The sequence below is a fragment of the Pseudomonas paralactis genome, assembly GCF_001439735.1.
Lineage (GTDB): Bacteria > Pseudomonadota > Gammaproteobacteria > Pseudomonadales > Pseudomonadaceae > Aquipseudomonas > Aquipseudomonas paralactis.
Map to the genome: position 1 here is coordinate 825,086 of NZ_JYLN01000002.1, position 25,831 is coordinate 850,916.

Consider the following 25,831-nt stretch of genomic DNA (forward strand, 5'->3'; position numbering starts at 1 on the left):
AGATATTTATATATATAAATTAAGTAGTTACGTGATTTTTTCTGTTTGGCACAAGCAGTGCAATCGGGTTCCTGTCGATACGTTTCGACTGCGTCTACCTTAAGGAAAAAATCATGAATATCCCTATTGAAGCCTTAGTTCACCTTGGTGGTAACTCGCCTCAATTCATGCTTCACCTGACAGACGATCAACAGAAAAAACTTCGCCGTTTCATTCATAAACGCGTGCTCAACCCGGAAGATGCTGATGATCTTTTGCAATTGACCTACCTGGAAGCCTGGCGTAATCGCGAACGTTTCAGCGGCACCGCAACGCTCACCACCTGGATGTGCGGCATCGCGCAGAACCTGATCCGCAATCACTTTCGGCGCCTGTATGCCAAACCCGCCCATTGCGAATTCGACGAATCGCTGTGGCATGGCCAGGAAGAAACCCACAGCCTGGACTGGGAGTTTGAGATCAACCGGCGCCTGGAAAATACCCTGAGCGCTATTGATCACTTGCCCACCGAAATGCGCAGGACGCTTTACGCCTCACTGGAAACCGATGGTAGCTATCAGGACACCGCCGACGTGCTGGACATCCCTATCGGCACCGTGCGCTCGCGGCTGTCACGGGCGCGCGAACAGCTCAAGCGCGTCACACACACGCACCTGTACCGCTAAGCTGAATTAGCCTTGCAAGCGTTGGGCGACAGGGATATCTGCCCAACACTGTCAGGCATAGCCTCAAAGACACTTTCCAAGACGCTACGGCTCTGTATCTCACCATTGCTACAGAGCGCGTCCGCCGCCGCCCGTCGCCAAAACCGCCGTTTTCGGTTAAACAGTTGAAAGCGTAGAAAAATTTTCAACAAAAAGGCTTGACGCATTGCCGTTCCGAGCGAATAATGCGCGCCACTTGGCTACATAGCTCAGTTGGTTAGAGCATAGCATTCATAATGCTGGGGTCCGGGGTTCAAGTCCCTGTGTAGCCACCAAGTACTAAAAACGGCTTACCGAAAGGTAAGCCGTTTTTTTATGAGCGTAAAAAACTCCCCAACTGTATTTTGACGCCCCCCACCCCCACTGTTAGTGTCCAGCCTCCCTAAAATGCGGAGTGCCCCGATGAAACTGGACATCTACCAAGTCGACGCTTTCAGCCAGCACCCCTTCGGCGGCAACCCGGCGGCGGTGTGCCCACTTGCCGAATGGCTGCCCGACAAACAACTGCAAAGTATCGCGGCTGAAAACAACCTCTCGGAAACCGCGTTTTTTGTGCCCCGTGGCGAGTTCTACGAGCTGCGCTGGCTCACCCCGGAAGTTGAAGTAGACCTGTGCGGCCATGCCACGTTGGCGGCGGCGTGGGTGTTGATCCATATGTTGGAAGATGCGCCGCAAGTGCTGCGCTTTGCCACACGTAGCGGCGAATTGCGGGTGACGCGCAATGGCGACGAATTGGCGATGGATTTCCCGGCCAAACAGCCTGAACGCTGCGAACCACCGGCGGGGATGTTGAGCGCACTGGGCATTGAAACTGCCGAGGTGTTCGGCACCGACGACTACATCGTGCTGGTGGAAAATGAAGCGCAGGTGGCGGCACTGACTCCGGATTTCGCACGGCTCAAGGGCCTGCCCAAACGCGGGATCGCAGTCACCGCCAAGAGCACACAGTTTGATTTTGTCTCACGCTGGTTCGGCCCGAATGTGGGTGTCAATGAAGACCCGGTCACCGGTTCGGCGCACACTTCGCTTGCACCGTTCTGGGCCGAGCGCCTGGGCAAGTCGCAATTGACCGCCGAGCAAGGTGGCCAGCGCAAGGGCCAGTTGCGCTGTGAACTCAAGGGCGACCGCGTGATTATCTCCGGCAAGGCGGTGCTGTACATGCAAGGTACGATTTACCTGTAAAACCCAGTACCGGAAGGACAACAGATCATTCTCAAAATGAACGGAGTTCAGCGCGTGTTTTTGACTTCCCGCCGTCAGTTGACGGTCATCGCAGCAGCCCTGGCCCTGGCGGCCTGCCACACGTCCGTCACCGAACAACCACCGGCACCGGAGCTGGGTTCGGGCTATCGCACGGACCTGAGCACCCGCCACGCCGAGCGCCATATGGCTGCCGCCGCCAACCCGTTGGCCGCCGAAGCCGGACGCGAGATGTTGCGCCAAGGCGGTTCGGCCATCGACGCGGCGATTGCCATGCAAGCGGTGCTGACCCTGGTGGAGCCACAGTCTTCCGGCATTGGTGGCGGTGCGTTCATCATGTTGTGGGATGGCAAAAACGTGCAGGCCTACGACGGTCGCGAAACCGCACCGGCGGGGGCGACCGAGCGCTTGTTCCTCAAGGCCGACGGCACGCCGATGGCCTTCACCGACGCGCAGATTGGCGGGCGCTCCGTGGGCACGCCCGGGGTATTGCGCGCACTGCACATGGCGCACAACAAGAGCGGCCATCTGCAATGGGCGAAACTGTTCGAACCGGCGATCCGCCTGTCGGAGCAGGGCTTTGCCATTTCACCGCGCTTGCACAGCTTGATCGCGGCGGATCGCTTTATCGCGCAATCGCCCGAGATGGCGGCGTACTTTTTGAATGCCGATGGTTCGCCAAAAGCCACCGGCACGCTGTTGAAAAACCCTGCGCTGGCCGCGGTATTCAAGCGCATCGCCAAGGAGGGGCCGGATGCGCTGTACCACGGGCCGATTGCCGATGAGATCGCCCGCAAGGTGCAGGGCAATCACAATGCTGGCAGCTTGTCCGTAGCCGATCTCAAGGGCTACAACGCCAAGGAACGCGCGCCGCTGTGTACCGACTACAAGCAATGGAAAATCTGCGGGATGCCGCCACCCTCCTCAGGCGGCATTGCCGTGGCGCAGATCCTGGGCACCTTGCAGGCGCTTCAGGACCGTGACCCACGCCTGGCGATTGCACCGATGACGCCGGTCAAGAGTGCCTCGCCGGCCGGGCTTGAACCGACGCCCGAGGCCGTGCACCTGATCGCCGAAGCCGGGCGCCTGGCCTTTGCCGATCGCGCACTGTACGTGGCCGACGCTGACTTCACTCCCGTGCCCGTTGCTGGCCTCGTCGCCCCCAATTACCTGGCTCAGCGCGCCGCGCTGATCGGCGAGCGCAGCATGGGGATCGCCAAGCCTGGCCAACCGGCGGGCGTGCAAGTGGCGTATGCACCGGATCGTTCGCCGCTGCGCATCTCCACCTCGCAAGTGGTGGCGGTGGACGACCAGGGCGGCGCCGTGTCGATGACCACCACAGTGGAAGCAGCGTTCGGCTCCCACGTGATGGTCCAGGGCTTTTTGCTCAACAATCAGATGACCGATTTCTCATTCATCCCCGAAGAAAACGGCCAGCCGGTGGCCAACCGCGTGCAGCCCGGCAAGCGCCCGCGCTCGGCCATGGCGCCGACCCTGGTGTTCGATCGCAACAGTGGTGAGTTGCTGGCCACCGTGGGTTCCCCGGGCGGTTCGCAGATCATCGAGTACGTGAGTAAATCCCTGGTCGCCATGCTCGACTGGCAGCTCGACCCGCAAGCGGCCATCAGCCTGCCAAATTTCGGCAGCCGCAATGGCGCCACTGAGTTGGAAACCGGCCTGTTCAGCCCTGCGCTCAAACAAGCGCTCAAGGACAAGGGCCATGCCCTGAGCGAGATCGATATGACCAGCGGCGTGCAGGCCATCGTGCGCACGCGGGATGCCCAGGGCAAGGTGATACTGAGCGGCGGTGCGGACCCACGGCGTGAGGGTGAGGCGTTGGGTGATTAAGGTGTTTTGATCAAAGGAGAATGCACGATGCACAAAACCCATAACCTCAATGCCCTCCCCGGCGTGGATCACGGTTTTTGCTCGATTGACGATCCGCTGCGTTTCGTTAGCAATCTGCGCCGCCCAACACCTGCACAATCGTACAAGACCCCGAGCAGACAACCGCGGCAGACTCGGTTAACGTGTTCCCACCTCTATCTGTGACAAGTCACCATGGGCAAACCCACCCACTCCCTCGACTGGCTGCACCGCGCCCCGCACGCCAGCGGCCTGGACCGCATCGAGGCGTACTTTGCCGGTTTCGCATTCGACCCCCATCGCCATGACACTTACGCCATCGGGCGCACGTTGTTCGGCGTGCAGAGTTTTCATTATCGCGGCGGCATGACCCACAGTATGCCCGGCACCACCATGGTGATTCACCCGGATGAAATTCATGACGGTCGCGCCGGCAGCGACGAAGGCTTCAAGTACCGGATGATTTATGTGGAGCCGGCGTTGATCCAGCAGATCCTCGGCGGCAAACCCTTGCCTTTCATTCCCGGCGGCTTGTCCACCGACCCTCGGCTGCACCGCGCCAGCGAAGTGTTGCTGCAAAGCCTGGATTGCCCGATTGACCCGATGCAAGAGCAGGACGCCATGTTCGACCTGGCTCAGGCGCTGAGCGAGGCATCCGGTGCGGTTGTCAGCCGCAAAGCCTTCGACTACGTGGCCGCCGAACGCGCCCGTGAATTTATCCACAGCGCCCTGGGCCGCAGCATCACCCTGGATGAAATAGCCGACCATGCCGGCCGCGACCGCTGGGCGTTATCGCGGGATTTTCGTCTGCTGTTCGGCACCAGCCCCTACCGCTACCTGACCATGCGCCGGTTGGATCTGGTGCGTCACTTGCTGGCCCAGGGCCAATCGCTGGTGGATGCGGCGATGACCGCAGGTTTCACCGACCAAAGCCACATGACCCGGCAATTTCGCAGCACTTACGGTATGCCGCCCTCGCGCTGGGTGAAGATGCTCGGACGCTGAGTGCTGGGTTGGAATACGTTCAAACTGTGGGAGCTGGCTTGCCTGCGATGCAGACACCTCGGTGTATCAGGCACACCGCTATCGCAGGCAAGCCAGCTCCCACAGTTGGATGAGGTGGTGTTGCTGGCATTTGGTCATGGTTTGTAAAGGGCCAGCAAGCCGTGTCCCTTTAAATTGCAGGACGTTTCCGAGACAATCCTTGCCACCTTGTGCCTGTTGGAATCGATGGCTAGTCTTCGGTCCGTCGCTGGGTTTCAGCGATCGGGTTTAGCAGCCTGAGTTCAATAGGCAAACGGTCCACATCTGCATTTATGGTGGCTGTGCGCGGGGCATCTTCGGGTGCGCTGGTTTTCCTATTGACCGGTCTGCTAACCCGCGTACAGCTGCCACCTTACGTTTAGCAGCGTTGGTGGTCGCTCCCATGCCAATAGGAGTTACACCATGACCAAAGCACTTCCCGATCCGCCCATGGACTGCCTCGTCGTCAACGAAGACCTCAGCTTCGAAGATGCTCAACTCTATATTTCCCATCTGATCAACAGCGCATCGGCCACGGTGTGGGACTGCTGCGATCACCTGCAACCCCACGACCGCGCCAGAATCCATGCAGCGTGGCATTTGCTGGAGATGGCCAAGACCGTGGTAAACCGCACCATCGAGTGCATGCCGAGAACCTGAAAACACTACAAAACCCATGTGGGAGCTGGCTTGCCTGCGATGCAGACACCTCGGTACATCAGGTACACCGAGGTGATGCTATCGCAGGCAAGCCAGCTCCCACATTTGGGTTCTGTTGTCGCCAAAATCGAGTTTGGTGTCCGAACGTGCTCTTTAGCTCGACAACTGATTGGCAAACTGCCCGACCGCACTCACCACTTTTTGCGCACCGTCCTGAATCTCCACAATCACCGTGCCCGCCTCGGCCGCCAGGGCCAGGCCTTGTTCGGCTTGCAGGCGGCCGTCGGCCATCAGCGCAACCGCATCGCGGGCCATGTCCTGGTTCTGGCGCACTACGCCGACAATTTCCTCGGTGGCTTTGCTGGTGCGTGACGCCAGTTGCCGTACTTCATCGGCCACCACCGCAAAGCCACGCCCCTGTTCACCGGCGCGTGCGGCTTCGATGGCGGCGTTGAGCGCCAGCAGGTTGGTCTGCTCGGCAATGCCACTGATAGTCTTGACGATGCTGCCGATCACTTGGGACTGGGCATTCAGCGCCTCAATACCCTCACCGGCCTGTTGCATGTGCTGGGCCAGGTCGCGCATCACGTCCACCGCCTGGGTGACCACGGTGGTGCCGCGCTGGGCGCTGTCGTCGGTTTGCAGGGAGGTGCTGTAGGCAATATTGGCGGCTTCGGCCACCGCCTGCTCGCGGTTGACCTGGTCGGTGATGACCGTGGCGAACTTGACCACTTTGTACAGCCGTTCATTGGCGTCCAGCACCGGGTTATAGGTGGCTTCCAGCCACACCAGGCGGCCATGGCTGTCGACACGCTTGAAGCGCGCCGCCACGAACTCACCGGCGTTCAGGCGCTTCCAGAACTGCTGGTACTCGGGGCTGTTGTATTCCTGCGGCTCGCAGAACATACGGTGATGTTTACCCTGAATCTGCGCCAGGCTGTACCCCATGCTGCTGAGGAAGCGGTCGTTGGCGGTGAGCACGTTGCCGTCCAGGTCGAACTCGATCAGTGCGGTGGAACGCATCAGCGCGGTGATCAGGTTTTCATGTTCACGCGAGCTCTCGATGGTACGGGTGAGGTCGCTGGAAAAAATCGAAAAATGCTTGATGCGCCCTTCCGAACTGCGCACCGGTTGCACGATCGAACGCAACCACGCCTCCTTGCCATTGCCACGCATCAGGCGCACGGCCCCGGCAAAGTGTTCGCCACGGGCCAGCGCGTGCTTGAAGCGCAACTGGAACTCGTCCTGGCGCACATGGGCCGGTACCAGGTCTTCGATTGCACGCCCCACAATCTCACTCAGTGAATAGGCCAGTTCCTCCAGGAAGTTGGCATTCGCCCACTCCACCCGGCCCTCGGCGTCCAGCGTCAGGCAGAGCATTTCGCTTTCCAGGCTCTCTTTCACCTGTAGCAAGCTCGACAATTCTTCGCGCAGAGCGGTCAGCTCCTGCTTCAGGCGGGTGTTGAACATGGGGCACCATTAGGCAAGTGAGGTGGGCGTACTAACCTGCATCGGCGCTGGCGCAGTTTTCTGAAGAGGGCTCGGGACTCAAGTCGAACTATATTTTCAGCCCCATCAGCCCCCATTGAATCGGCACACACCCATGACTTGATATTCCAGGGTATTGAGCTTGCCGCTGGAGTCTTCATAGGTCATGCGCGACGGCACCGCATTGCACGAGCGGATCGGCGGCGTCACGTTGACCACCTTGGCGATGTCCAGGTCCATGCCGTAGCGATAGGTCTGCACCTGGGGCACAGCCTTGCCTTTTTTGATCGCGTAGGCAGCCATGGCTTTCTCGTTGCGCTCCATCATCAGGGCAAAGGTGCGATCCCCTCCGCCTTCGGCCAGTACACCGAAGGACAAGACCGCCGTTAATACGCCCAAACCCACTTTATAAAAGTTCATGACCAAGTCCTCGACATAAAAGTTAAGTGTCGAGACTAATCAATCAACCCTGACGCCAGGTTCACCAAAACATTACGTATTTGTTAGAGGGCCGTTAGTTTCCAGAATCGTAATCTTCATGCAATGCCACTGTTATCCGCCGTTTGCAACTATCAGCCCGGGCCAGATCAATAAGAATGCCCGCCTCTATAAGAAGCCGATAACTGCCATCACCGAGGAGCGCATCATGAATATTCGTCACTACACCCTTCCCTTTTCACTGATGGCCGCCTTGCCCCTGGCCGTGGCCGCAGAGCAGGAAAAGCCCGAAGGCTTTATCGAAGGCAGCAGCCTGAACGTACTGGCGCGCACTTTTTACTTCAACCGCGACGATCGCAAGGGCCAATCCAGCCCCACCGGTAACGGCTATTCCGAAGCCTGGGCGCAAGGGCTGATCAGCCAGTTTGAATCCGGTTTTACCCAAGGCACCGTGGGGTTTGGTCTGGATGCGTTTGCCATGTTGGGGCTCAAGCTCGACTCCGGTGCCGGCCGCAGCGGCGGCAAGGGCTCGTTCGGTGTGTTGCCGGTGGACAGCGCCAATCAGCCCGAAAACAGCTACAGCAAACTCGGCGGCGCGGCGAAACTGCGGGTATTGGATACGGTAATCAAGGCCGGCGATGTATTCCCGCTGACGCCTGTTGTGGCGTACGGCGATTCACGGGTATTGCCGCAAAGCTTTCGCGGTTTCACCGTGCGAAACACCAGCCTGGAAGGCCTGAGCCTGCAAGGCGGACGCTTGAGCGGCATGAGCCAGCCCAATGAAAGCGGGATGAACAACGGCTTTGCGACGTTCTATGCGGGCAAGGTCGACTCACCCTGGGTGGGCTATGTCGGCGGTGACTATCAATTCAATAAACACCTGAGCGTCAGCCTCTACAGCAGCCGTTTGAAAGATGCCTGGAATCAGTACTATTTGGGCAGCAACGCCAATTATGCGCTGACCGACGAGGTGTCACTGTTCGGCGATTTCAACGTCTACAAGGCGGTGGACGAAGGCAGCAAACAGCTCGGCGAGTTCGACAACACCATCTGGAGCGCCAGGCTGGAGGTCAAGGTCGGCGCCCACAGCGTGGCGGTGTCGCACCAGCGCAACAATGGCGACGACGACTTCGACTACCTGCGCCAGTCTGATTCGATCTTCCTCAATAACTCGATCCAGTACAGCGACTTCAACTCGCCCAAGGAGCGCTCATGGATGGTGCGCTACGACCTGGACATGCAGGCGTTCGGCATTCCAGGCCTGTCGTTCATGACCCGCTACGGCAAGGGCACCGGCGCCGACTACAGCAACGCCAACGCCGTGTATATGCGGCGCGATGCGGCGGGTAACCCGCTGACCGATCAACGCCGTTGGGAACGGGATATCGAGGCCAAGTACGTGGTGCAAAATGGGCGTTTCAAGGATTTGTCCCTGCGCTTGCGCCAGGCCACCGTGCGCTCCAGTGCCTTTGAATCCGACCTGGAAGAAGTTCGCTTGATCGCCGAATATCCACTGGCCGTGTTATGACGCCTTACATTCGCTCGCGATTAACTAACATCTGTTCACAAATAGCCGGTTATCAAAATTGTAATATTGGCCTCAGCTTCTCGTTAAGTTCAACTTTCTATACTCGCGTCAACTTATTCACCGAGCACATTCATCTCTGAAGCTTTTGTGTAGCTCCTTTGGAAAGAGATGAATTTTTAACGCCCCGCTTGGGGCGTTTTTTTTGTGCGAAGGGTTATGCGACCGATGGTCGCAGTTGACCCTAAAGCTACTTTAGCCTTCAGACTTTTCCCACTTCAATAACCGCCGCCATAAGGACATGGGCGCCTTCTCTCCATCATTCAAGAGGTAACCCCCCATGCGTATCCTTGTGATTGAGGACGAGCAAAAAACCGCTGACTATTTGCGACAAGGCTTGAACGAAAGCGGCTACGTGGCCGACTGCGCCGCCAATGGCATTGATGGCCTGCACCTGGCCGAGCAGCATGCCTATGAGCTGGTGATTCTGGACGTCAACCTGCCGGGCAAGGATGGCTGGCAAGTGCTGGAACAACTGCGCCGCAATGGCAACCAGCGGGTGATGATGCTCACGGCCCGCGGCCGGCTGGCGGACAAGATCAAGGGCCTGGACATGGGCGCCGACGATTACCTGGTCAAACCGTTCGAGTTCCCCGAGCTGCTGGCGCGGGTACGTACCCTGTTGCGGCGCAGCGAGCATATCCCCCAGCCCGAAGTGTTCCGCGTCTCGGACCTGGAGCTGGACCCGCGTCGCCACCGCGCCTATCGCGGCACCCGGCGCATTGACCTGACCACCAAGGAGTTCGCGCTGCTGCAGGTGCTGATGCGCCAGAGCGGTGAAGTGCTGACCCGCACGCAGATTATTTCGCTGGTGTGGGACATGAATTTCGACTGCGACACCAATGTGGTGGAAGTCTCCATCAGCCGCCTGCGCGCCAAGGTCGATGACCAGAGCGAGGTCAAGCTGATCCACACCATCCGCGGCGTGGGCTACGTGCTGGAGGCGCGCCCATGAGAACCGGCAGCCTGTCGATGCGCCTGGGGTTGACCGTCAGCCTGATGGGCGCGGGCCTGGTCTTGCTGCTGGCCACCCTGGCCTACCTGGCCCTGACCCATGAACTGGAAAAACTGGCGCGCAAGGGCCTGGAAAGCAAGATGGAACAGATCCAGCACAGCCTGTCCCTGGGGCTCGATGCCCAGGCCATTCGCGCCCGCCCCCATGCGCTGCTGGACCTGGTCATCGGCCATGACAATTTCTACCTGACCATCGTCGGTACCGCGCCCAATAACAGCGTATTGCTCAACATCGGCGCCAAGCCTCAAGCGCCGTTGCTCACCGACTTCACGCCGCGGGAAACCCTCGGCTACCTGAACTGGGCCGACAGCGACGGCAACCAGGTGCTCAGCGCCTCCAGCCTGATGCGCCTGGCCAGCGGCGAGCGCGTGCGGGTGCTGCTGTCCCTGGACCGCCGAGACGACCAGGCACTGCTCAGCGCCTATCTGCGCGCCACGCTGATCGCGCTGCCGCTGCTGTTGATACTGATCGGCATGGGCGCCTGGTGGCTGGTGCAGCGCGGCTTGGCGCCGTTGAAACAGTTCAGCCAGGTGGCGGCGAAGGTCACCACCCAGGACCTGACGCACCGTTTGTCGGTGGACAATTTGCCCCACGAACTGGGGGAACTGGCCCAAGCCTTCAACGTGATGCTCGACCGCCTGGACGCGGGCGTACAGCAACTCTCGCAATTCTCCGATGACCTGGCCCACGAACTGCGCGCCCCGCTGACCAACCTGATGGGCAAGGCCCAACTGACCCTGTCGCGCCAGCGTCCGCCCGAGGAATACAAGGCGGTACTGGAATCGAACACCGAAGAGCTGGAACGCTTGGGGCGTATCGTCAGCGACATGCTGTTCCTGGCTCAGGTCAGCCATCCGGCGGCGCGGGCCTCATTCACCGACGTATCCCTGGGGCAGGAGGCCGAGCGAGTGATGGAGCTGTTTGCCCTGAGCGCCGAAGACAAGCACGTCACCCTGAGCCTGCGCGGCGATGCCTGGGTGACCGGTGATCGCCTGATGATCCAGCGGGCGATTTCCAACTTGTTGTCCAATGCCATCCGCCATACGCCTGAAGGTTCAAGCATCTTGTTGTTGGTGGAAACCTATGAACAGAGCGTGTCGCTGTCGGTGGGCAACCCGGGTCGAGGTATCGACGCGAATCACCTGCCGCACCTGTTCGAACGCTTCTACCGCGCCGACAGCAGCCGCGCCCGTGCCGAAGGCGGCACCGGGTTGGGGTTGGCGATCGTCAAGTCGATCATGCATCTTCATGAGGGGCATGCCCATGTCACCAGCCAGCCGGGGCGCTTTACGCGGTTCAGCCTGGTGTTTCCTTTGCAGACAACAGAGATCTCATGTGGGAGGGGGCTTGCCCCCGATGGCTATGGGTCAGTTGATGCATGTGCTGGCTGACACACCGCTATCGGGGGCAAGCCCCCTCCCACTTTGCTTTGTGGTGTCTTCAAGGTATCAGGCAACTCACTCTTCGCGGCGATGAGCCCACTGATACAACGCCGGCAGCACCAGCAACGTCAGTAAGGTGGAGGAAATAATCCCGCCAATCACCACCGTCGCCAACGGGCGCTGCACTTCGGCGCCGGTGCCGGTGGCGAGTGCCATGGGGATAAATCCGAGAGATGCCACCAGCGCGGTCATCAGCACCGGGCGCAAACGGGTCAGCGCGCCTTCGTGGATCGCTACCGGCAATGAGCGGCCTTCTTCGCGCAGGTTACGGATGAAGGCAATCATCACCAGCCCGTTGAGCACCGCCACGCCCGACAATGCGATAAAGCCCACCCCCGCCGAAATCGACAGCGGTATATCCCGCAGCCACAGCGCCATGATCCCACCGGTCAGCGCGAACGGGATGCCGGTAAACACCAGCAGGCCATCCTTGAGGTTGTTGAACATCATGAACAGCAACCCGAACACCAGCAGCAACGCCACCGGCACCACGATACGCAGGCGCTCGGAGGCTTCCTTGAGTTGTTCGAACTGGCCGCCCCAGGTGGTCCAGTAGCCGGCGGGGACTTTCACCTGGGCAGTGATGGCGGCTTCGGCCTCTTCGACAAACGAGCCGATATCGCGCCCGCGCACGTTGGCGCTGACGATCACCAGGCGCTTGCCGTTCTCGCGACTGACCTGATTGGGGCCCAGCACCAGGTCGAGGCTGGCGACCTGGGACAAGGCGATAAAGCCCAATTGCCCCGAGGTGTTGCCGGCCAGCGCCGGCACCGGAATCAGCAAGCGTGACAAGCCGTCGATATCGGTGCGCAGCGCGTCGGACAAGCGCACGACCATGTCGAAACGCCGATCACCTTCGTACAAGGTACCGGCCTGACGTCCACCGACGGCGACAGCGATGGTGTCCTGCACATCGCCCACGTTCAGGCCAAAGCGGGCAGCCTTGTCGCGGTCGATATTGATGGTCAGCACCGGCAGGCCGGAGGTCTGTTCTACCTTCACTTCCGAGGCACCGTTGAGCTTCTGCAAGGTTTCGGCGATTTCGCCGGCGGTGGTGTTGAGCACCGCCATGTCATCGCCAAATACCTTCACCGCCACATCACTGCGCACCCCGGAAATCAGCTCGTTGAAACGCAGCTGAATCGGTTGCGACAGCTCGTACGCGCTGCCCGGCACAATCGCGCTGGCCCGTTGGATATCAGCGATGATTGCCTCGCGGGACTTCTTCGGGTCAGGCCATTGATCCTTGGGTTTGAGCATCACGTAGCTGTCGGAAATATTCGGCGGCATCGGGTCGGAGGCAATTTCGGCCGTACCGGTGCGCGCAAATACCCGCTCGATTTCCGGCACTTGGGCCAGCAAGGTTTTTTCCAGTTGCTGCTGCATCTGCACCGATTGCGTCAGGCTGGTGCCGGGCACGCGCAGCGCTTGCTGGGCGAAGTCGCCTTCGCTGAGGCTGGGGATAAATTCACTGCCCATGCGGCTGGCAACCAGGCCCGATACAACGATGGTCAGCAGCGCCAGACCAAATACCAAGGGGCGACGCGTCATCACCCAGTTGAGCACCGGGTCATATACCCGGCGTGCGCTGCGCATGACGAAGTTTTCTTCTTCCTTGACCTTGCCGGTGACGAACAACGCAATCGCCGCCGGTACGAAGGTCACCGACAGAATCATCGCGCCGAGCAAGGCAATCACCACCGTGAAGGCCATGGGGTGGAACATCTTCCCGGCCACACCTGTGAGCGCGAAGATCGGCAGGTACACCACCATGATGATCAGTTGCCCGAAGATCAGCGCGCGCCGCGCCTCCTTGGCGGCGGCAAATACTTCGTGCAGGCGCTCACTGCGGGTCAGCAGGCGGCCGTGACGCTGCTGCGCATGGGCCAGACGACGGATGGCGTTCTCGACGATCACCACCGCACCATCGACAATAATGCCGAAATCCAGCGCACCGAGGCTCATCAGGTTGGCGCTGACTTTGTTGGTGAACATGCCGGTGAAGGTGAACAGCATCGCCAGCGGAATCACCATCGCCGTGATCAGCGCCGCACGAATATTGCCCAGGAACAGGAACAACACCGCCACCACCAGCAACGCACCTTCGAAGAGGTTTTTCTTCACGGTGGCAATGGCTTTTTCCACCAGGTTGGTGCGGTCGTAGACGGTGACCGCCACCACGCCTTCGGGCAGTGAGCGGTTAATCTCCTCAAGTTTTTTCGCCACTGCCTGAGACACGCTGCGGCTGTTCTCGCCGATCAACATGAACACCGTGCCCAGCACCACTTCACGACCGTTTTCGGTGGCGGCGCCGGTGCGCAATTCACGGCCGATATTGACCTCAGCCACGTTGCGCACCCGAATCGGCGTGCCGTCCGAGGTGCTGATGACCATGTTGGCGATGTCATCAATGGACGCCACTTGCCCCGGCGCGCGGATCAGCAACTGTTCGCCGCTGCGCTCAATGTAACCGGCGCCGACGTTGGCGTTGTTGCGCTCCAGCGCGGTGACCAGGTCATTGAGCGTCAGGTTGTAGGCGGCCAGGCGCTTGGGGTCCGGTGCTATCTGATATTCCTTGGCGAAGCCGCCGATGGTATTGATCTCGGCCACGCCCGGCACATTGCGCAGTTGCGGTTTGATGATCCAGTCCTGGATCACCCGCAAATCAGTCGGTGTGTACGGCGTGCCGTCTTCCTTGCGTGCACCGTCCTTGGCCTCCACGGTCCACAGGAAGATTTCCCCAAGCCCGGTGGAAATCGGCCCCATCGCGGTTTCGATGCCCGCGGGCAATTGCTCACGCGCCACTTGCAGGCGTTCGTTAACCAATTGGCGGGCAAAGAACAGGTCGGTGCCGTCCTTGAAGATCACGGTCACCTGGGACAAGCCCGAACGCGACAGCGAACGCGTCTGCTGCAAGCCGGGCAGACCGGCCATGGCGGTTTCGATGGGAAAGGTGATGCGCTGCTCGGTTTCCAGCGGCGAAAAACCCGCCGCCGCCGAGTTGATCTGCACCTGTACGTTGGTGATGTCAGGCACCGCGTCGATGGGCAGCTTCTGATAGCTGGCGATGCCGACACCGGCCATCAACAACACCGCCAACAGCACGATGATGCGCTGCTCGATGGCAAATTGGATGAGGCGCTCAAACATGGGGAATCACTCGCAGGATCAATGGGCGTGTTCGGCCGAGCCTTTGCCCAGTTCGGACTTGAGGATAAAGCTGCCAGCCGTCGCCACCTGTGCGCCGGCCTCCAGGCCTTTACGCACTTCGACGTAGCCGTTTTCACTCACGCCCAGTTCAAGATGGCGCGTGATAAAACCGTCCGCGGTGCGCATAAACACCGAGGGTTTGTCCTCGACGGTCTGGATGGCGGCTTGCGGTACGGTGACCTTGGCCTGGTAGGTATCGGTGGCGACTTGCACGGCCACAAACAAGCCCGGGCGCCAGGCATCGTCGGGGTTGGGCACGGTCACACGCACGGTGGCGGTGCGCGTCTGCTCACCGAGCAAGTTGCCCACATAGGCCACGGTGCCCAGTACTTCGGTGCCCATTTCCGTCGAGCTGACTTTCACCGGTTTGCCCACGCGAACCTTGTTCAAGTCCTTGGGAAATACGCCGAAGGTGACCCACACCTGGGACAGGTCCGAGAGGGTGAACGCGTTGCTGGTTTCACTGACCACCTCGCCGACGCCCAGGTGTTTTTCCACCACGACTCCGGCGAACGGCGCCCGCAGCTCATAGCGATTACCACCGGCCAGCACCGCACTGCCGCTGAGGGCGGTCATTTTTTGCCGCGCATTGTTCAGGGCGATTTCGGCTTCTTGCAGGGTTTGCCGCGCCAGCAGGTAATCCTGTTCGGCAGAGATTTTGTCCTGCCACAACTGACGCTCGCGCTGGAAGGTGGTGCGCGCCAGTTCGACCCGGCGCTCACTGGCCGCCAGCTCGCTGCGCTGATCGGAAATCTGCTGGCTGGCAATCACTGCCAACAGCTCGCCCTTCTTCACTGACTGGCCAAGATTGACCTTCACCGCCTCCACTACACCCGCCGCACGGGGCACGATGTGGGAGGTGCGGTCGTCATCAAAACGCACCTCGCCGGGCAGCGTCAGCACGGTGCTGATTGAGCGCGGTTGCGCCTGGGCCAGTTCAATACCGGCCGCCTGGATCTGCTGTTCGGTGAGTTCAAGCTTGCCTTCTTCTTCCTCGGCGTGGGCCAAGCCCGATAGCAGCAGGCCCAAGGCGACGGCGAGCGCCATGCCATGTTTTTTGTTCATCAGGGGACTCCAGAAAAAATCAAAACCGGGCGAGGTCGCCGTAAATTCGTTCGATGCGCACCCAGGCGTCGGTGGCCTGGGCGGTCGCCGCAAGGTACTGGGTGCGCGCCGCGATCAAGGTGCGCTGGGCGTCGAGCACGTCGAGGAAGTTGAACTTGCCCATCTCGAAACCACGGGTGGCGCTGTCGACCGCACTCTGCGCGGCAGGCAGGATCTGTTGGTTGAAGGTGCGCACTTCGGTGTTCGCCGTTTGCCACAGGTCCAGGGCCTGGCGGGTTTCGGTGCGCAGGCGCAGCTCGGCGGCATTGCGCAAATCGCGCGCCTGGTCGGCGCGACGGCTGGCCGCGAGGATGTTGCCCTGGTTGCGGTTGAACAGGGGGATCGGCATCGACACGCCCACCAGGTTGACCCGCTCGCGCACGCTGGCGTCGTACTGGCTGCCGATGGACACGTCCAGGTCCGGGATGCGCTGGGCTTTTTCCAGGCCCACGCTGGCTTCGTTCTGCACAATGTTCAGTTCGGCCAGGCGCAACTCGGCGGTCTGCTCAAGCCGCGCCAACAATTGCGCGGCGCCAGGCAATGCCGGTGTGGAACTACCTTGCGTGGCGACCGCCTGAAAGTCGGCGGCGGCGCTGCCGGTGCTGGCGGCCAGCCGACGGTAGGCGTCAGTGAGACCCACCTGAGCGCGATTCAATTCCAGGCGAATTTCCGATACCTGCACCTGGGCGCGGGTGGCCTCCACCGGCGATGATTTGCCCGCGGTAACACGCCCGTTGGCGACCACCAGGCCGCGTTCGGCGAGCGCCATTGAGCGCTGCGCCAGATCGAGGCGTTCCTGGGCACGCAGGGCGCCGTAATAGCTGTCGATCACCTCAGCGCGCAGCACGTTGCGGCGCTGCTCCAGGCTCAGCGCGGCAGCGTCCTGGGCGCGGGTGGCCACCTCGACACGCGCACCGCGCTTGCCGCCCAGTTCCAGGGTCTGGCTGAGCTTGATGCTGGTGGTGCGGCTGTTGCGGCGGGTGTCTTCAGCGTCCCAGGAAGCCACCGGGTTGGGGATCAAACCGGCTTGCTGACGGCCGCCCTGGGCGATGTCGATGTCCCATTGTGCGGCCGCCAGGTCCGGGTTGTTGGCAAAGGCGGTTTGCAAGGCTGCATCGAGGGTCAGAGGTTGTGCCTGGGCGGCGCTTGCAGCGACCCACACTGCCGCCGCCCCCAAGAGTGTTCTAACGGAAATTGCCATAACGAGAGTTCCACGCCCATGAAGTTGCTGGGGTTTCCCAGCGGGGGCAATGTAGCTGTCGGTACTTATCAGGGCCGTGGGTGAAAGATTACAAATCCGTTAGCCAGGCTCAGGCATGCACGTCGTCATGGTCGTCATGCGCAAAGCCCTCGCCCTCGACCTGGATCGTGGCATGAGAAATATCAAATTGTTCGTGCAGCAATTCCGTCACTCGGCTGAGGATCTGTTGCTCAGTGCCCTGCGACGCATCCGCAACCAAATGCGTACTCAGCACGTTCTTGCCGCTGGTGAGAGCCCATATGTGCAAGTCGTGCACGTCCTTGACCCCAGGCACGCTGCGAATGCCCTGCTCCACCTGCTCGATATCAACGCCCTCCGGCACACCTTGCAGCAGGATGTTCATGCTCGCCTTGAGCAATGTCCAGGTGCGCGGCAATACCCAAAAGCCGATGGCGGCCGCGACCACGGAATCGACCCAACCCCAGCCGGTGAACATGATCACCAACGCAGCAATGATCACGCCGACGGAGCCGAGCATATCGCTCCAGACTTCCAGATAGGCGCCCTTGACGTTGAGGCTCTCGCCGCTGGCGGCGCTGAGCAGGCGCATGGAGATGAGGTTGACGACCAGCCCCAGCAACGCAATCACCAACATGCCGGTGGACTGGATTTCGGCCGGCGCCTGCAGCCGCTGGAAAGCCTCGTACAGGATGTAGAACGCCACGGCGAACAACAGCAATGCATTGAACGCCGCTGCAAGAATCTCGAACCGCGCATACCCGAAGGTGCGCTTGCGATCTGCAGGACGCTTGGCGACCTGGATCGCCACCAGGGAAATCGCCAGGGCCAGAGCGTCGGTCATCATGTGCGCCGCGTCCGACAACAGCGCCAGGCTGCCGGTGATAAAGGCGCCGATGACTTCGGCCAGCATGAAGCTGCCGGTCAGCCCCAGTGCGATCCATAACTTGCGTTCGTGACCGGCGCGTACCTGGGCGTGGCTGTGTCCTGCGCTCATGGGATGTTCTCGTGGGTTGGGATGGGGCGGATCATAGAGCTATAGGCCAGATTCACGGGCATGGTTTGCAAAATTGTCATCTGCACGCCAGAACGTCGTTAGCTTCGAGCGCTCTCCTGAACCGATCTTCAGGCAGCCAACGCGTGGCGCTTTCCAAACAACGCCACACTCGCTACCCCCACCGCCCCCATCACCACGCAATATCCCACGCAGATCCACGGGCTGGTCGGCATCAGCGCGATCAACAGCAGCGGTGTGGTACTCGCCCACAGCGCGTAGGCAATGTTGTAGGTGAAGGAGATCCCCGACACCCGCACCTGCGCCGGGAACAGGCCCACCATCACCGACGGCACCGCGCCCACTACGCCGCAGCTCAAGCCTGCCACGGCGTACGCCGCGCCCAGCCACACGCCGCCGCTGATCAGGCTGGCATACAGGATAAAAATACCTACCGGCAGCAACAGGCTGTAGACCAATACCGCGCGCCAGGCGCCGATGCGGTCCACGAGCAAGCCTGCGAGGACGCAGCCGATGTTCAGAAAGACGATGCCCAACGCGCTCAGGGCGAAAGTATGGCTGGGGCTCATGCCGAAGGTTTTCTGCATCATGGTCGGGGTGATGACCACCAGCACCACGACGGCTGAGGTGAGTACGCAGGTCAGGATCATGGCCGGCAGCAGCACGGCGCGATGCTCGCGCAGCACGGTGCGCAATGGCATTTCGGCAGCGGCCTGGCGACGCGCCTGCATTTCCAGAAACACTGGGGTTTCGCTGAGCCAACGCCGCAGCCATACGCCAATCACGCCGAATACGCCGCCGAGCAGGAAAGGCAAGCGCCAGGCGTAGTCGAGGATTTCAGCAGGTGTAAAAACTTGCGCCAGCAAGGTGGCGGTCAGTGCCCCCAGCAAGTAACCAAAGGTCAGGCCGGCTTGCAGGAAGCCCAAGGCGTAGCCACGGTGATGACGCGGTGCGTGCTCGGCGACGAAGGTCCAGGCGCTGGGCACTTCGCCGCCTACTGCGGCACCTTGCAGCACGCGCAGCGCCAGCAGGATCAAGGGGGCGAAATAGCCGATTTGCGCGTAGGTCGGCATGATGCCGATCAGCAGGCAGGGCAAGGCCATCATCAGGATGCTCAAGCTGAAGACACGCTTGCGTCCCAAATGGTCGGCAAAGTGCGCCATCAGGATGCCGCCCAGCGGACGCGCGAGGTAACCGGTGACGAAGATGCCGAAGCTTTGCAAAAGGCGCAGCCACTCGGGCATTTCCGGAGGGAAAAACAATTGGCTGAGGGTCAGCGCGAAGAACACAAAAATAATGAAGTCGTAGATTTCCAGGGCTCCGCCGAGGGCGGCCAGGCCCAGGGTTTTGTAGTCGGAGCGGGAAAAACGCTGCGCCCGTGGGGAAAAGGTGGCAGTCATGTGCAGGCTCGGCAGACAAACAAAATGGCGTGCAGGTTATGAGCTGAGTCCATCGATGGCAATCACGATGGATATATTTGTTTTACTCATCGATCGTTGAAGATAACTACATTCCCAAATCAATGGGGGTAGAGGAACATGCCGTAAAACTGCCAAACCCCATAATAAATACAAGAGGAAAGCTTCATGGCCGATGCTATCGAAGAAAGCCGCTACGCTCGATTTGCCCTGCGTTGCTCCAATTTTGCCGAGCGCTGGTTTCCCGACTCTTGGGTGTTTGCCGCCCTCGCCGTGATCATCGTCGCCGTAGCGACCCTGGGCATGGGCGCGGCGCCCGCCGAAGCGGCCAAGGCGTTTGGCGACGGGTTCTGGAGCCTGATCCCGTTCACCATGCAGATGGCCTTTGTGGTGATCGGCGGTTACGTGGTCGCCAGCTCACCGCCCGCGGTGAAGCTGATCGACCGCCTGGCGCGCATCCCCAAGAATGGCCGCTCGGCGGTGGCCTGGGTGGCGTTGATTTCCATGGTGGCCTCGTTGCTTAACTGGGGCCTGTCCCTGGTGTTCGGCGGTTTGCTGGTGCGGGCGTTGGCCCGTCGTACCGACTTGCGCATGGACTACCGCGCCGCCGGCGCTGCGGCATACCTGGGCCTCGGTGCCGTGTGGGCGCTGGGGCTGTCATCGTCAGCCGCGCAGTTACAGGCCAACCCGGCGAGCTTGCCGCCGTCGATCCTGTCGATCACCGGGATGATCCCGTTTACCGAGACCATCTTTCTGTGGCAATCCGGTGTGCTGCTGCTGGCGCTGATCGTGGTTTCGCTGATCATCGCCTACGCCACCGCGCCTGGCCCCAACAGCGCCCGGGATGCCAAGGCCTGTGGTGTCGACCCGGCCTTTAACCTGCCCAAGCCACAAGCGCCGACGCGTCCAGGCGAATGGCTGGAACACAGCCCGTTGCTGACGATATTGCTGGCATTGCTGGCAGCCGGCTGGCTGTTCCATGAGTTCTCGACCAAGCCGGCGATCAGTGCCATCTCCGGGCTCAACACCTATAACTTCCTGTTCATCATGGTCGGCGCCCTGCTGCACTGGCGCCCGCGCAGCTTTCTTGATGCCGTGGCCCGTGCGGTGCCGACCACCACCGGCGTGCTGATCCAGTTCCCGCTGTACGGCTCGATTGCTGCGCTGATGACGGTGGTCAAGGGCGGTGATGGCCAGACCCTGGCGCACCATATCTCGACGTTCTTTACCTCCATCGCCTCCCACGACACCTACGCGCTGCTGATGGGCGTGTATTCGGCGGTGCTGGGTTTCTTTATTCCATCGGGCGGCGGCAAGTGGATTATCGAAGCGCCTTATGTGATGCAAGTGGCCAATGACCTGCAATATCACCTGGGCTGGGCGGTGCAGATCTACAACGCCGCCGAGGCACTGCCGAACTTGATCAACCCGTTTTATATGCTGCCGTTGCTGGGTGTGCTGGGGCTGAAGGCGCGGGATTTGATCGGATTTTCGTTTGTGCAGTTGCTGGTGCATACGCCGCTGGTGTTGTTTTTGCTGTGGGCGTTGGGGACGACGCTGAAGTATTTGCCGCCTGTGATGCCTTAAAAGGGGTCGATGCGGGCTTGCTCGCGAATGTGGACTGTCAGAAAAAATCCGGCGACTGACACACAGCCTTCGCGAGCAAGCCCGCTGCCACAGTATGTTCTGCGCCCTGTCATACCGATTTGGCGTCAGCCAATATCTGATGGCGTAGTTTTGCTGGCAGATCACCGGGTGTAAGCAGGTCAACCTTAACGCCCAACAACTCCTCCAACTCTACCTGTAGGCCACCCAAGTCAAATAACGTGGTGCCAGGGAGTACATCAACAAGCAGGTCAAGATCACTCCCCTCTCTGTCTTCGCCCATTGAAGCAGAGCCAAAGACTCGCGGATTAAAGGCTCGAAAGCGAGTAACCATCACACGAATAGCGATCCTGTTCAGATCAAGTGCGGTAGAAGGCTTCACAGTTCACCTTGGCGACGTTCAACACCTTGCAACCTTAGCAGCGCTTGAGCCGTGTAGACACGCCCCCCATCACCCGCCTGTCTTTGTTCCGTCACATTCCGTTGCTACCGTCCTGCGAAATATCTTGCAACATCTCGCCAAGGACTCCCCCGCAATGAGTGATGAGCACGAAGACCTTCCCTCCTCCGATTCCGCCACCCAACCGACGGTAGACACCAGCCGTCGGCGCTTCCTCGGCGGTGCGGCGGTGTTGGGGGTGGGTGCGACTTTGAGTGCCTGCGGCAATACCAGCGAAGCACCTGGCCCACCCGTGACCCGGCCGCTCACGCCCCAGGAACTGGACAAAGCGCTGCGCGAGCAGGTGAAGACCGTGGTGGTGATCTACGCCGAGAACCGCAGCTTCAACAACCTGTTTGCCGATTTCCCTGGGCTTGAGAAACCGCTGTCGGCGTTATCTGCCACTGACACCCAGCAGCGCGACCGCGACGGTAGTGTGCTGGCCAGCCTGCCGCCCACCTGGGGCGGTGTGTTGCAAGTCGGCCCGCAAACGGTGGACGGGGTGACTTACCCCGCCGGCGTGCAATTTCAGGAAAATTTGCCCAATGCACCGTTTGCCCTCAAGGGCCCGAACGCCGAAGACCTGCCATTGAGCTTGGTGACTCGCGACCTGTGGCACGTGTTCTACCAGAACCAGATGCAGATCAACGGCGGCAAGAATGATGGTTTTGTCGCCTGGGGCGATTCCGGTGGGCTGGTGATGGGCCATTACGCCCAGAGCCGTTATGCCCTGCGCTTGTGGGACGTGGCCAAGGAGTTTGTGCTGTGCGATAACTTCTTCCAGGGCGCGTTTGGCGGCTCGTTTCTTAACCACCAGTACCTGATCAGCGCCACGGCCCCGGTTTATCCCAATGCCGCGCAGTCAGTGGCCAAGGCGCAGATCGCCACGCTGCAAAGCGATGACCCCGCCGACACACGCCTCAAGCCGCTGGACGCATCTCCGGCCAGCGCCATGAGCGGCCCGCCGCAGTTCGGCCCGAGTGCGCTGACCCCGGACGGTTACGCCGTGAACACTCTGGCGCCGCCCTATTGGCCTACCTGGATCCGCGACCCGCAAAACCCGGATTACTCAAAGCCTGATCTGCCCAACGTGCTGGTGCCGCAAACCCACGAGCACATTGGCGACAAACTGTCGAAAAAGAACATCGACTGGGCCTGGTACGCCGGTGCGTGGCAAGCCACCCTGGAGCAGTTCAAGGATTCGGGCGGGATCCCCAAGATTCCGAATTTCCAGTACCACCACCAGCCGTTCAACTACTTCAAGCAGCAAGGGCCGCAAAACCCCGCAGAACGTGCCAAGCGCCTGCGCGACGGCGGCTTGGGCGATGAATCGAGCACCAATAAATTCTTCGCCGATGCCCAGGCCGGCAAGCTGCCTGCGGTGAGTTTCTATAAACCCCAGGGCAACCTCAACATGCACGCTGGTTATGCCGATGTGGCCTCGGGCGACCGCCATATCGCCCGCGCCCTGAAAGTGCTGCAAGAGAGCCCGCAGTGGAAAAACATGGTGGTGGTGGTCACCGTCGATGAAAACGGCGGCTGGTGGGATCATGTCGCGCCGCCCAAGGGTGACCGCTGGGGCCCGGGCTCGCGTGTGCCGGCTTTGGTGGTGTCGCCGTTTGCGCGCAAAGGCACCGTTGACCACACGGTGTACGACACCGCGTCGATCCTGCGTTTGATCACCCGGGTGTTCCAATTGGAGACGCTGGACGGCCTCAAGCAGCGTGACGACGCAATGATCGCCCGCGGCCAGAAACCCATGGGCGACCTGACCAACGCGTTGCAATTTCAACCCTAGGGGCTTATCCAATAACGACATGCCTGGCGATTTAACACGCGATTTTTCCGGTCAGCCGCTACTGTGTGCAGGTGGGCTTTTATCCCGCGCAGACGGGCTTCGCTGACAAGGAACCAACTATGTTTAAACCGACCAGGCTGTCCTTCACCCTCGCCGCACTGCTGGTGAGTGCGGTCGTACAGGCCGACATCGAGGTGCCTCTGGGCAGTACGCAGCGCGTCACCCAGCTATTCGCATTTCCCAATAACTGCAATGTGATCTGCTTTCGGCCATGGACGCTGGAGCAGACCGCTGAGCATTATTTGAACCAGAGCCTGCAGCGTGACGGCTACAGCCGAGCCAGGGTCAGTGTGAAAAGCCGCGATGGTCAGGTCTCGGCGAATTTCAGCGGCGTACCTGATTCTTACGGCCGATCCTTGACCACCTTACTCGATACCGCCGACCTGGCTTACCAGGGTGCCAGCCGGCTCAACGATGATGGCAAGTGGGCTTATAACTGGTACCTGTTTCTGCCGCTGGGCATGGCCCTGGAGAATCGCAAAAGCATCGAACTGCTGCATTTCCCACCGGATTATTCGCTCACCCAGGCCCAGGACTACCTGGAGTCGGCCACCACTGACCGTTGGGCGGCCTTGCTCACCGACAACGGCATCCCGGTCAGCGAAACACCGGCTTACCAGACCATCATCGATATCGCGCCCATCGCCGCGCCGTCCAATGCCGGTAAGGATCTGGAAAGCGTCTATAGCTACTTCACCGACTACCAGACCCGCATGGTCAGGGAACTGAGCCTGCACGCCAACGGCTCACTGCCGATGGTGGCGTTCGGCGCACCGGTGCGCAGTTGGATCAAGCAACAATATGGCCAGAGCGTGGGCGTGCTGGAGCTGGCGCAGATCAGCCCGGCAGCGGGCAAAAGCGTATCCGTACTGGGCGCCAATCACCCCAGCTACATCTGGTACGCGGCGGACCCGACGAGCTATGACGGCGATGAGCAAAAAGCCGACGATGCCGGATTGAAAGTGATGGGCCAGGATTTAAGCGCGGCCTGCTGGCAAGCCGGAATGGGTCAGAAACCCGCCAGCGATGCGAATGTGTTGCTCAAAGCCTGCTTGAACACCTGGCAGGTCACGCGCAAAGAGCAGACCTGCGAGCTGTTCTACACCTCGGTGCGCAACCTGACCCCGGAGCAAGCCAACGCCAAGTGCGCCACCCCGTCAGTCAAGGCGCAGTTGAAGCAGCTGAGAAATGCCGCACCGGCCCCCACCGTCACCTCTCCCGCGCTTTAATGCGAGCCAGCGATTTCTACTGTCAGATTTGACAGTAGAAATCGGATCTCACTTCGGCGAGTCTTGAACCGCACCCATTTGCTGCAAGACTGGCTGTCAGCCAATACGCACAGGTCCATGCAGCCTGGTTCAGGAGAGCGATGAAAACTCAAGCCAGGGATAAGGCTAAGACCGCGGCGGGTAGCTGCCTGTACCCCTTCAATACACTGCTCGTGGAGCAAGGTTACCCCTCGAACGCGCATTTCCAGGTCACGCAAGACGCCCACGGCGCGGCGGCCGGGGTCATGGCTCGCACGGCCTTTGACAGCCGCGTGCGCATTGCCCAGGTTTCGGGCTATGCCGTCAGCGAACGGCGCCCGCATACGCTGCAGTTGTCGACACGTATTCACTTGTACGATTGTTGGTTTTGCGGCCTGCTCCAGCATTCCTGCAATCCGAACGTGTTCCTGGACACTACGTACCTGGAGCTATGGAGCGTGCAACCGATAGCCGCCGGTAGCCTGCTGACGCTGGATTACGCCACGACCGAAGACGCCCTGACCCGACAGTTCGCTTGCCATTGCGGCGAGCTGAACTGCCGGGGTTGGATCACCGGCAGCAAGCAGACGCTGAACGCCGAAGGCCAGGCCTTCATGGCCTGGTGGCGCGAGCACAAGCGCTCTTAGTCTTCGCCCAACGGGCGCAGGCGGTATTGCGGCGGCAGTTGCTCGAAGCCACTGATGGTGGTGTTCAAGCTCTTCCAGCGACCGTCCTTGATGCCATAGATGCAGCCATGGATCGACAGGCTCTGCCCACGGTGCCAGGCATTTTGCACAATGCTGGTGTGGCCTACGTTGGCCACCTGCTGGATCACGTTGAGTTCGCACATGCGGTCGACGCGTTCTTCTTCAGTCGGCAGTTGGGCGAGCACGTCGCGGTTCTCGTAGTAGAGGTCGCGAATAGTACGCAGCCAGCCGTCGATCAGGCCGAACTGGCGATCCTGCATCGACGCACGCACGCCGCCGCAGCCATAGTGGCCGGTGACGAGGATGTGTTTGACCTTGAGCACGTCCACCGCGTACTGGATCACCGACAGGCAATTAAGGTCGGTGTGCAGCACCACGTTAGCCACGTTGCGGTGCACGAACAGATCACCGGGCAACATGCCGACGATCTCGTTGGCCGGCACCCGGGCGTCGGAGCAACCGATCCACAGGTATTCCGGGGTTTGCTGGCGGGCGAGCTTGGCGAAGAATTCGGGATCTTCCTGTTTGATCGCATCCGCCCAGCGTTCGTTGTTATCAAGCAGGTCTTGTAGTTCGTTCATCAGGGAA

Annotated in this window: 21 protein-coding genes, 1 tRNA gene and 1 pseudogene; 13 read left to right on the top strand and 10 right to left on the bottom strand. The window is 60.6% G+C overall.

The features are described from left to right. Nucleotides 1-113 precede the first annotated feature (113 nt). The 6 genes from TX23_RS08005 to TX23_RS08030 all read left to right on the top strand — a co-directional run bounded on the left by TX23_RS08005 (nucleotide 114) and on the right by TX23_RS08030 (nucleotide 5,453). Nucleotides 114-665: an RNA polymerase sigma factor gene (locus TX23_RS08005; RefSeq protein ID WP_057701719.1), complete on the top strand. Its 552-nt coding sequence runs from the start codon at nucleotides 114-116 to the stop codon at nucleotides 663-665. 237 nt (nucleotides 666-902) lie between these two features. Further along, nucleotides 903-979: transfer RNA gene (locus TX23_RS08010), tRNA-Met, on the top strand. Nucleotides 980-1,106: 127 nt separating this feature from the next. Beyond that, entirely contained in the window at nucleotides 1,107-1,886 is a 780-nt protein-coding gene (locus TX23_RS08015; RefSeq protein ID WP_057701720.1) for a PhzF family phenazine biosynthesis protein, read from the top strand. Nucleotides 1,887-1,922: 36 nt separating this feature from the next. Next, entirely contained in the window at nucleotides 1,923-3,752 is a 1,830-nt protein-coding gene (gene ggt, locus TX23_RS08020; RefSeq protein ID WP_057701721.1) for a gamma-glutamyltransferase, read from the top strand. Nucleotides 3,753-3,965: 213 nt separating this feature from the next. After that, entirely contained in the window at nucleotides 3,966-4,775 is an 810-nt protein-coding gene (locus tag TX23_RS08025; protein WP_057701722.1) for an AraC family transcriptional regulator, read from the top strand. 441 nt (nucleotides 4,776-5,216) lie between these two features. Then, entirely contained in the window at nucleotides 5,217-5,453 is a 237-nt protein-coding gene (locus TX23_RS08030) for a hypothetical protein (RefSeq protein WP_057701723.1), read from the top strand. A gap of 153 nt (nucleotides 5,454-5,606) precedes the next feature. Here the strand turns inward: TX23_RS08030 and TX23_RS28750 are convergent, their stop codons facing one another. The 3 genes and pseudogenes from TX23_RS28750 to TX23_RS08040 all read right to left on the bottom strand — a co-directional run bounded on the left by TX23_RS28750 (nucleotide 5,607) and on the right by TX23_RS08040 (nucleotide 7,361). Further along, nucleotides 5,607-6,038, bottom strand: a complete 432-nt coding sequence (locus TX23_RS28750; protein ID WP_371920264.1) for a methyl-accepting chemotaxis protein — start codon at nucleotides 6,036-6,038, stop codon at nucleotides 5,607-5,609. Nucleotides 6,039-6,146: 108 nt separating this feature from the next. Further along, nucleotides 6,147-6,923, bottom strand: a pseudogene (locus TX23_RS28755) (PAS domain-containing protein); the annotation flags it as partial. A 105-nt stretch (nucleotides 6,924-7,028) separates the two neighbouring features. Then, nucleotides 7,029-7,361, bottom strand: a complete 333-nt coding sequence (locus tag TX23_RS08040) for a DUF2790 domain-containing protein (RefSeq protein ID WP_057701725.1) — start codon at nucleotides 7,359-7,361, stop codon at nucleotides 7,029-7,031. 226 nt (nucleotides 7,362-7,587) lie between these two features. Here TX23_RS08040 and TX23_RS08045 point away from each other — a divergent pair, with 226 nt between their 5' ends. The 3 genes from TX23_RS08045 (at nucleotide 7,588) to TX23_RS08055 (ending at nucleotide 11,370) form a co-directional block, all read left to right on the top strand. After that, nucleotides 7,588-8,907: an OprD family porin gene (locus TX23_RS08045; protein ID WP_057701764.1), complete on the top strand. Its 1,320-nt coding sequence runs from the start codon at nucleotides 7,588-7,590 to the stop codon at nucleotides 8,905-8,907. Nucleotides 8,908-9,244: 337 nt separating this feature from the next. Then, nucleotides 9,245-9,919: a heavy metal response regulator transcription factor gene (locus TX23_RS08050; protein ID WP_005784544.1), complete on the top strand. Its 675-nt coding sequence runs from the start codon at nucleotides 9,245-9,247 to the stop codon at nucleotides 9,917-9,919. Beyond that, the gene (locus TX23_RS08055; RefSeq protein ID WP_057701726.1) at nucleotides 9,916-11,370 is read left to right on the top strand and encodes a heavy metal sensor histidine kinase; all 1,455 of its coding nucleotides are present in this window, start codon (nucleotides 9,916-9,918) and stop codon (nucleotides 11,368-11,370) included. Before TX23_RS08050 ends, TX23_RS08055 begins: the two co-directional genes overlap by 4 nt. Nucleotides 11,371-11,436: 66 nt before the next feature. On the opposite strand, the gene TX23_RS08060 is transcribed toward TX23_RS08055, so the two are convergent. The 5 genes from TX23_RS08060 to TX23_RS08080 all read right to left on the bottom strand — a co-directional run bounded on the left by TX23_RS08060 (nucleotide 11,437) and on the right by TX23_RS08080 (nucleotide 19,369). After that, the gene (locus tag TX23_RS08060; RefSeq protein WP_057701727.1) at nucleotides 11,437-14,571 is read right to left on the bottom strand and encodes a CusA/CzcA family heavy metal efflux RND transporter; all 3,135 of its coding nucleotides are present in this window, start codon (nucleotides 14,569-14,571) and stop codon (nucleotides 11,437-11,439) included. Between the two features lie 18 nt (nucleotides 14,572-14,589). After that, nucleotides 14,590-15,696, bottom strand: coding sequence for an efflux RND transporter periplasmic adaptor subunit (locus TX23_RS08065; protein WP_057701728.1), 1,107 nt, complete (start codon nucleotides 15,694-15,696; stop codon nucleotides 14,590-14,592). A gap of 19 nt (nucleotides 15,697-15,715) precedes the next feature. Next, a complete protein-coding gene (locus tag TX23_RS08070; protein ID WP_057701729.1) occupies nucleotides 15,716-16,936 on the bottom strand; it encodes a TolC family protein in 1,221 nt (406 codons plus the stop codon). Between the two features lie 109 nt (nucleotides 16,937-17,045). Then, nucleotides 17,046-17,951, bottom strand: a complete 906-nt coding sequence (locus tag TX23_RS08075) for a cation diffusion facilitator family transporter (RefSeq protein ID WP_057701730.1) — start codon at nucleotides 17,949-17,951, stop codon at nucleotides 17,046-17,048. Nucleotides 17,952-18,079: 128 nt separating this feature from the next. Continuing rightward, on the bottom strand, nucleotides 18,080-19,369 hold the full coding sequence (locus TX23_RS08080) for an MFS transporter (RefSeq protein WP_057701731.1): 1,290 nt from the start codon (nucleotides 19,367-19,369) through the stop codon (nucleotides 18,080-18,082). A gap of 186 nt (nucleotides 19,370-19,555) precedes the next feature. Between TX23_RS08080 and TX23_RS08085 the strand changes: the two genes are divergently transcribed. After that, nucleotides 19,556-20,974: a short-chain fatty acid transporter gene (locus tag TX23_RS08085; RefSeq protein ID WP_057701732.1), complete on the top strand. Its 1,419-nt coding sequence runs from the start codon at nucleotides 19,556-19,558 to the stop codon at nucleotides 20,972-20,974. Nucleotides 20,975-21,083: 109 nt separating this feature from the next. On the opposite strand, the gene TX23_RS08090 is transcribed toward TX23_RS08085, so the two are convergent. Continuing rightward, complete coding sequence (locus tag TX23_RS08090) at nucleotides 21,084-21,374, bottom strand: nucleotidyltransferase family protein (protein ID WP_057701733.1); 291 nt, start codon at nucleotides 21,372-21,374, stop codon at nucleotides 21,084-21,086. Between the two features lie 154 nt (nucleotides 21,375-21,528). On the opposite strand from TX23_RS08090, the gene acpA reads away from it, so the two are divergent. The 3 genes from acpA to TX23_RS08105 all read left to right on the top strand — a co-directional run bounded on the left by acpA (nucleotide 21,529) and on the right by TX23_RS08105 (nucleotide 25,183). After that, nucleotides 21,529-23,229 (top strand): acid phosphatase, encoded by a 1,701-nt coding sequence (gene acpA / locus TX23_RS08095; RefSeq protein ID WP_057701734.1) that lies wholly within the window; start codon nucleotides 21,529-21,531, stop codon nucleotides 23,227-23,229. 119 nt (nucleotides 23,230-23,348) lie between these two features. Further along, nucleotides 23,349-24,518, top strand: a complete 1,170-nt coding sequence (locus TX23_RS08100) for a hypothetical protein (protein ID WP_057701735.1) — start codon at nucleotides 23,349-23,351, stop codon at nucleotides 24,516-24,518. A 140-nt stretch (nucleotides 24,519-24,658) separates the two neighbouring features. Further along, nucleotides 24,659-25,183, top strand: coding sequence for an SET domain-containing protein (locus tag TX23_RS08105; RefSeq protein ID WP_057701736.1), 525 nt, complete (start codon nucleotides 24,659-24,661; stop codon nucleotides 25,181-25,183). Here the strand turns inward: TX23_RS08105 and can are convergent. After that, a complete protein-coding gene (can, locus tag TX23_RS08110; RefSeq protein WP_057701737.1) occupies nucleotides 25,180-25,824 on the bottom strand; it encodes a carbonate dehydratase in 645 nt (214 codons plus the stop codon). The genes TX23_RS08105 and can overlap by 4 nt on opposite strands. Between the last annotated feature and the right edge of the window lie 7 nt (nucleotides 25,825-25,831).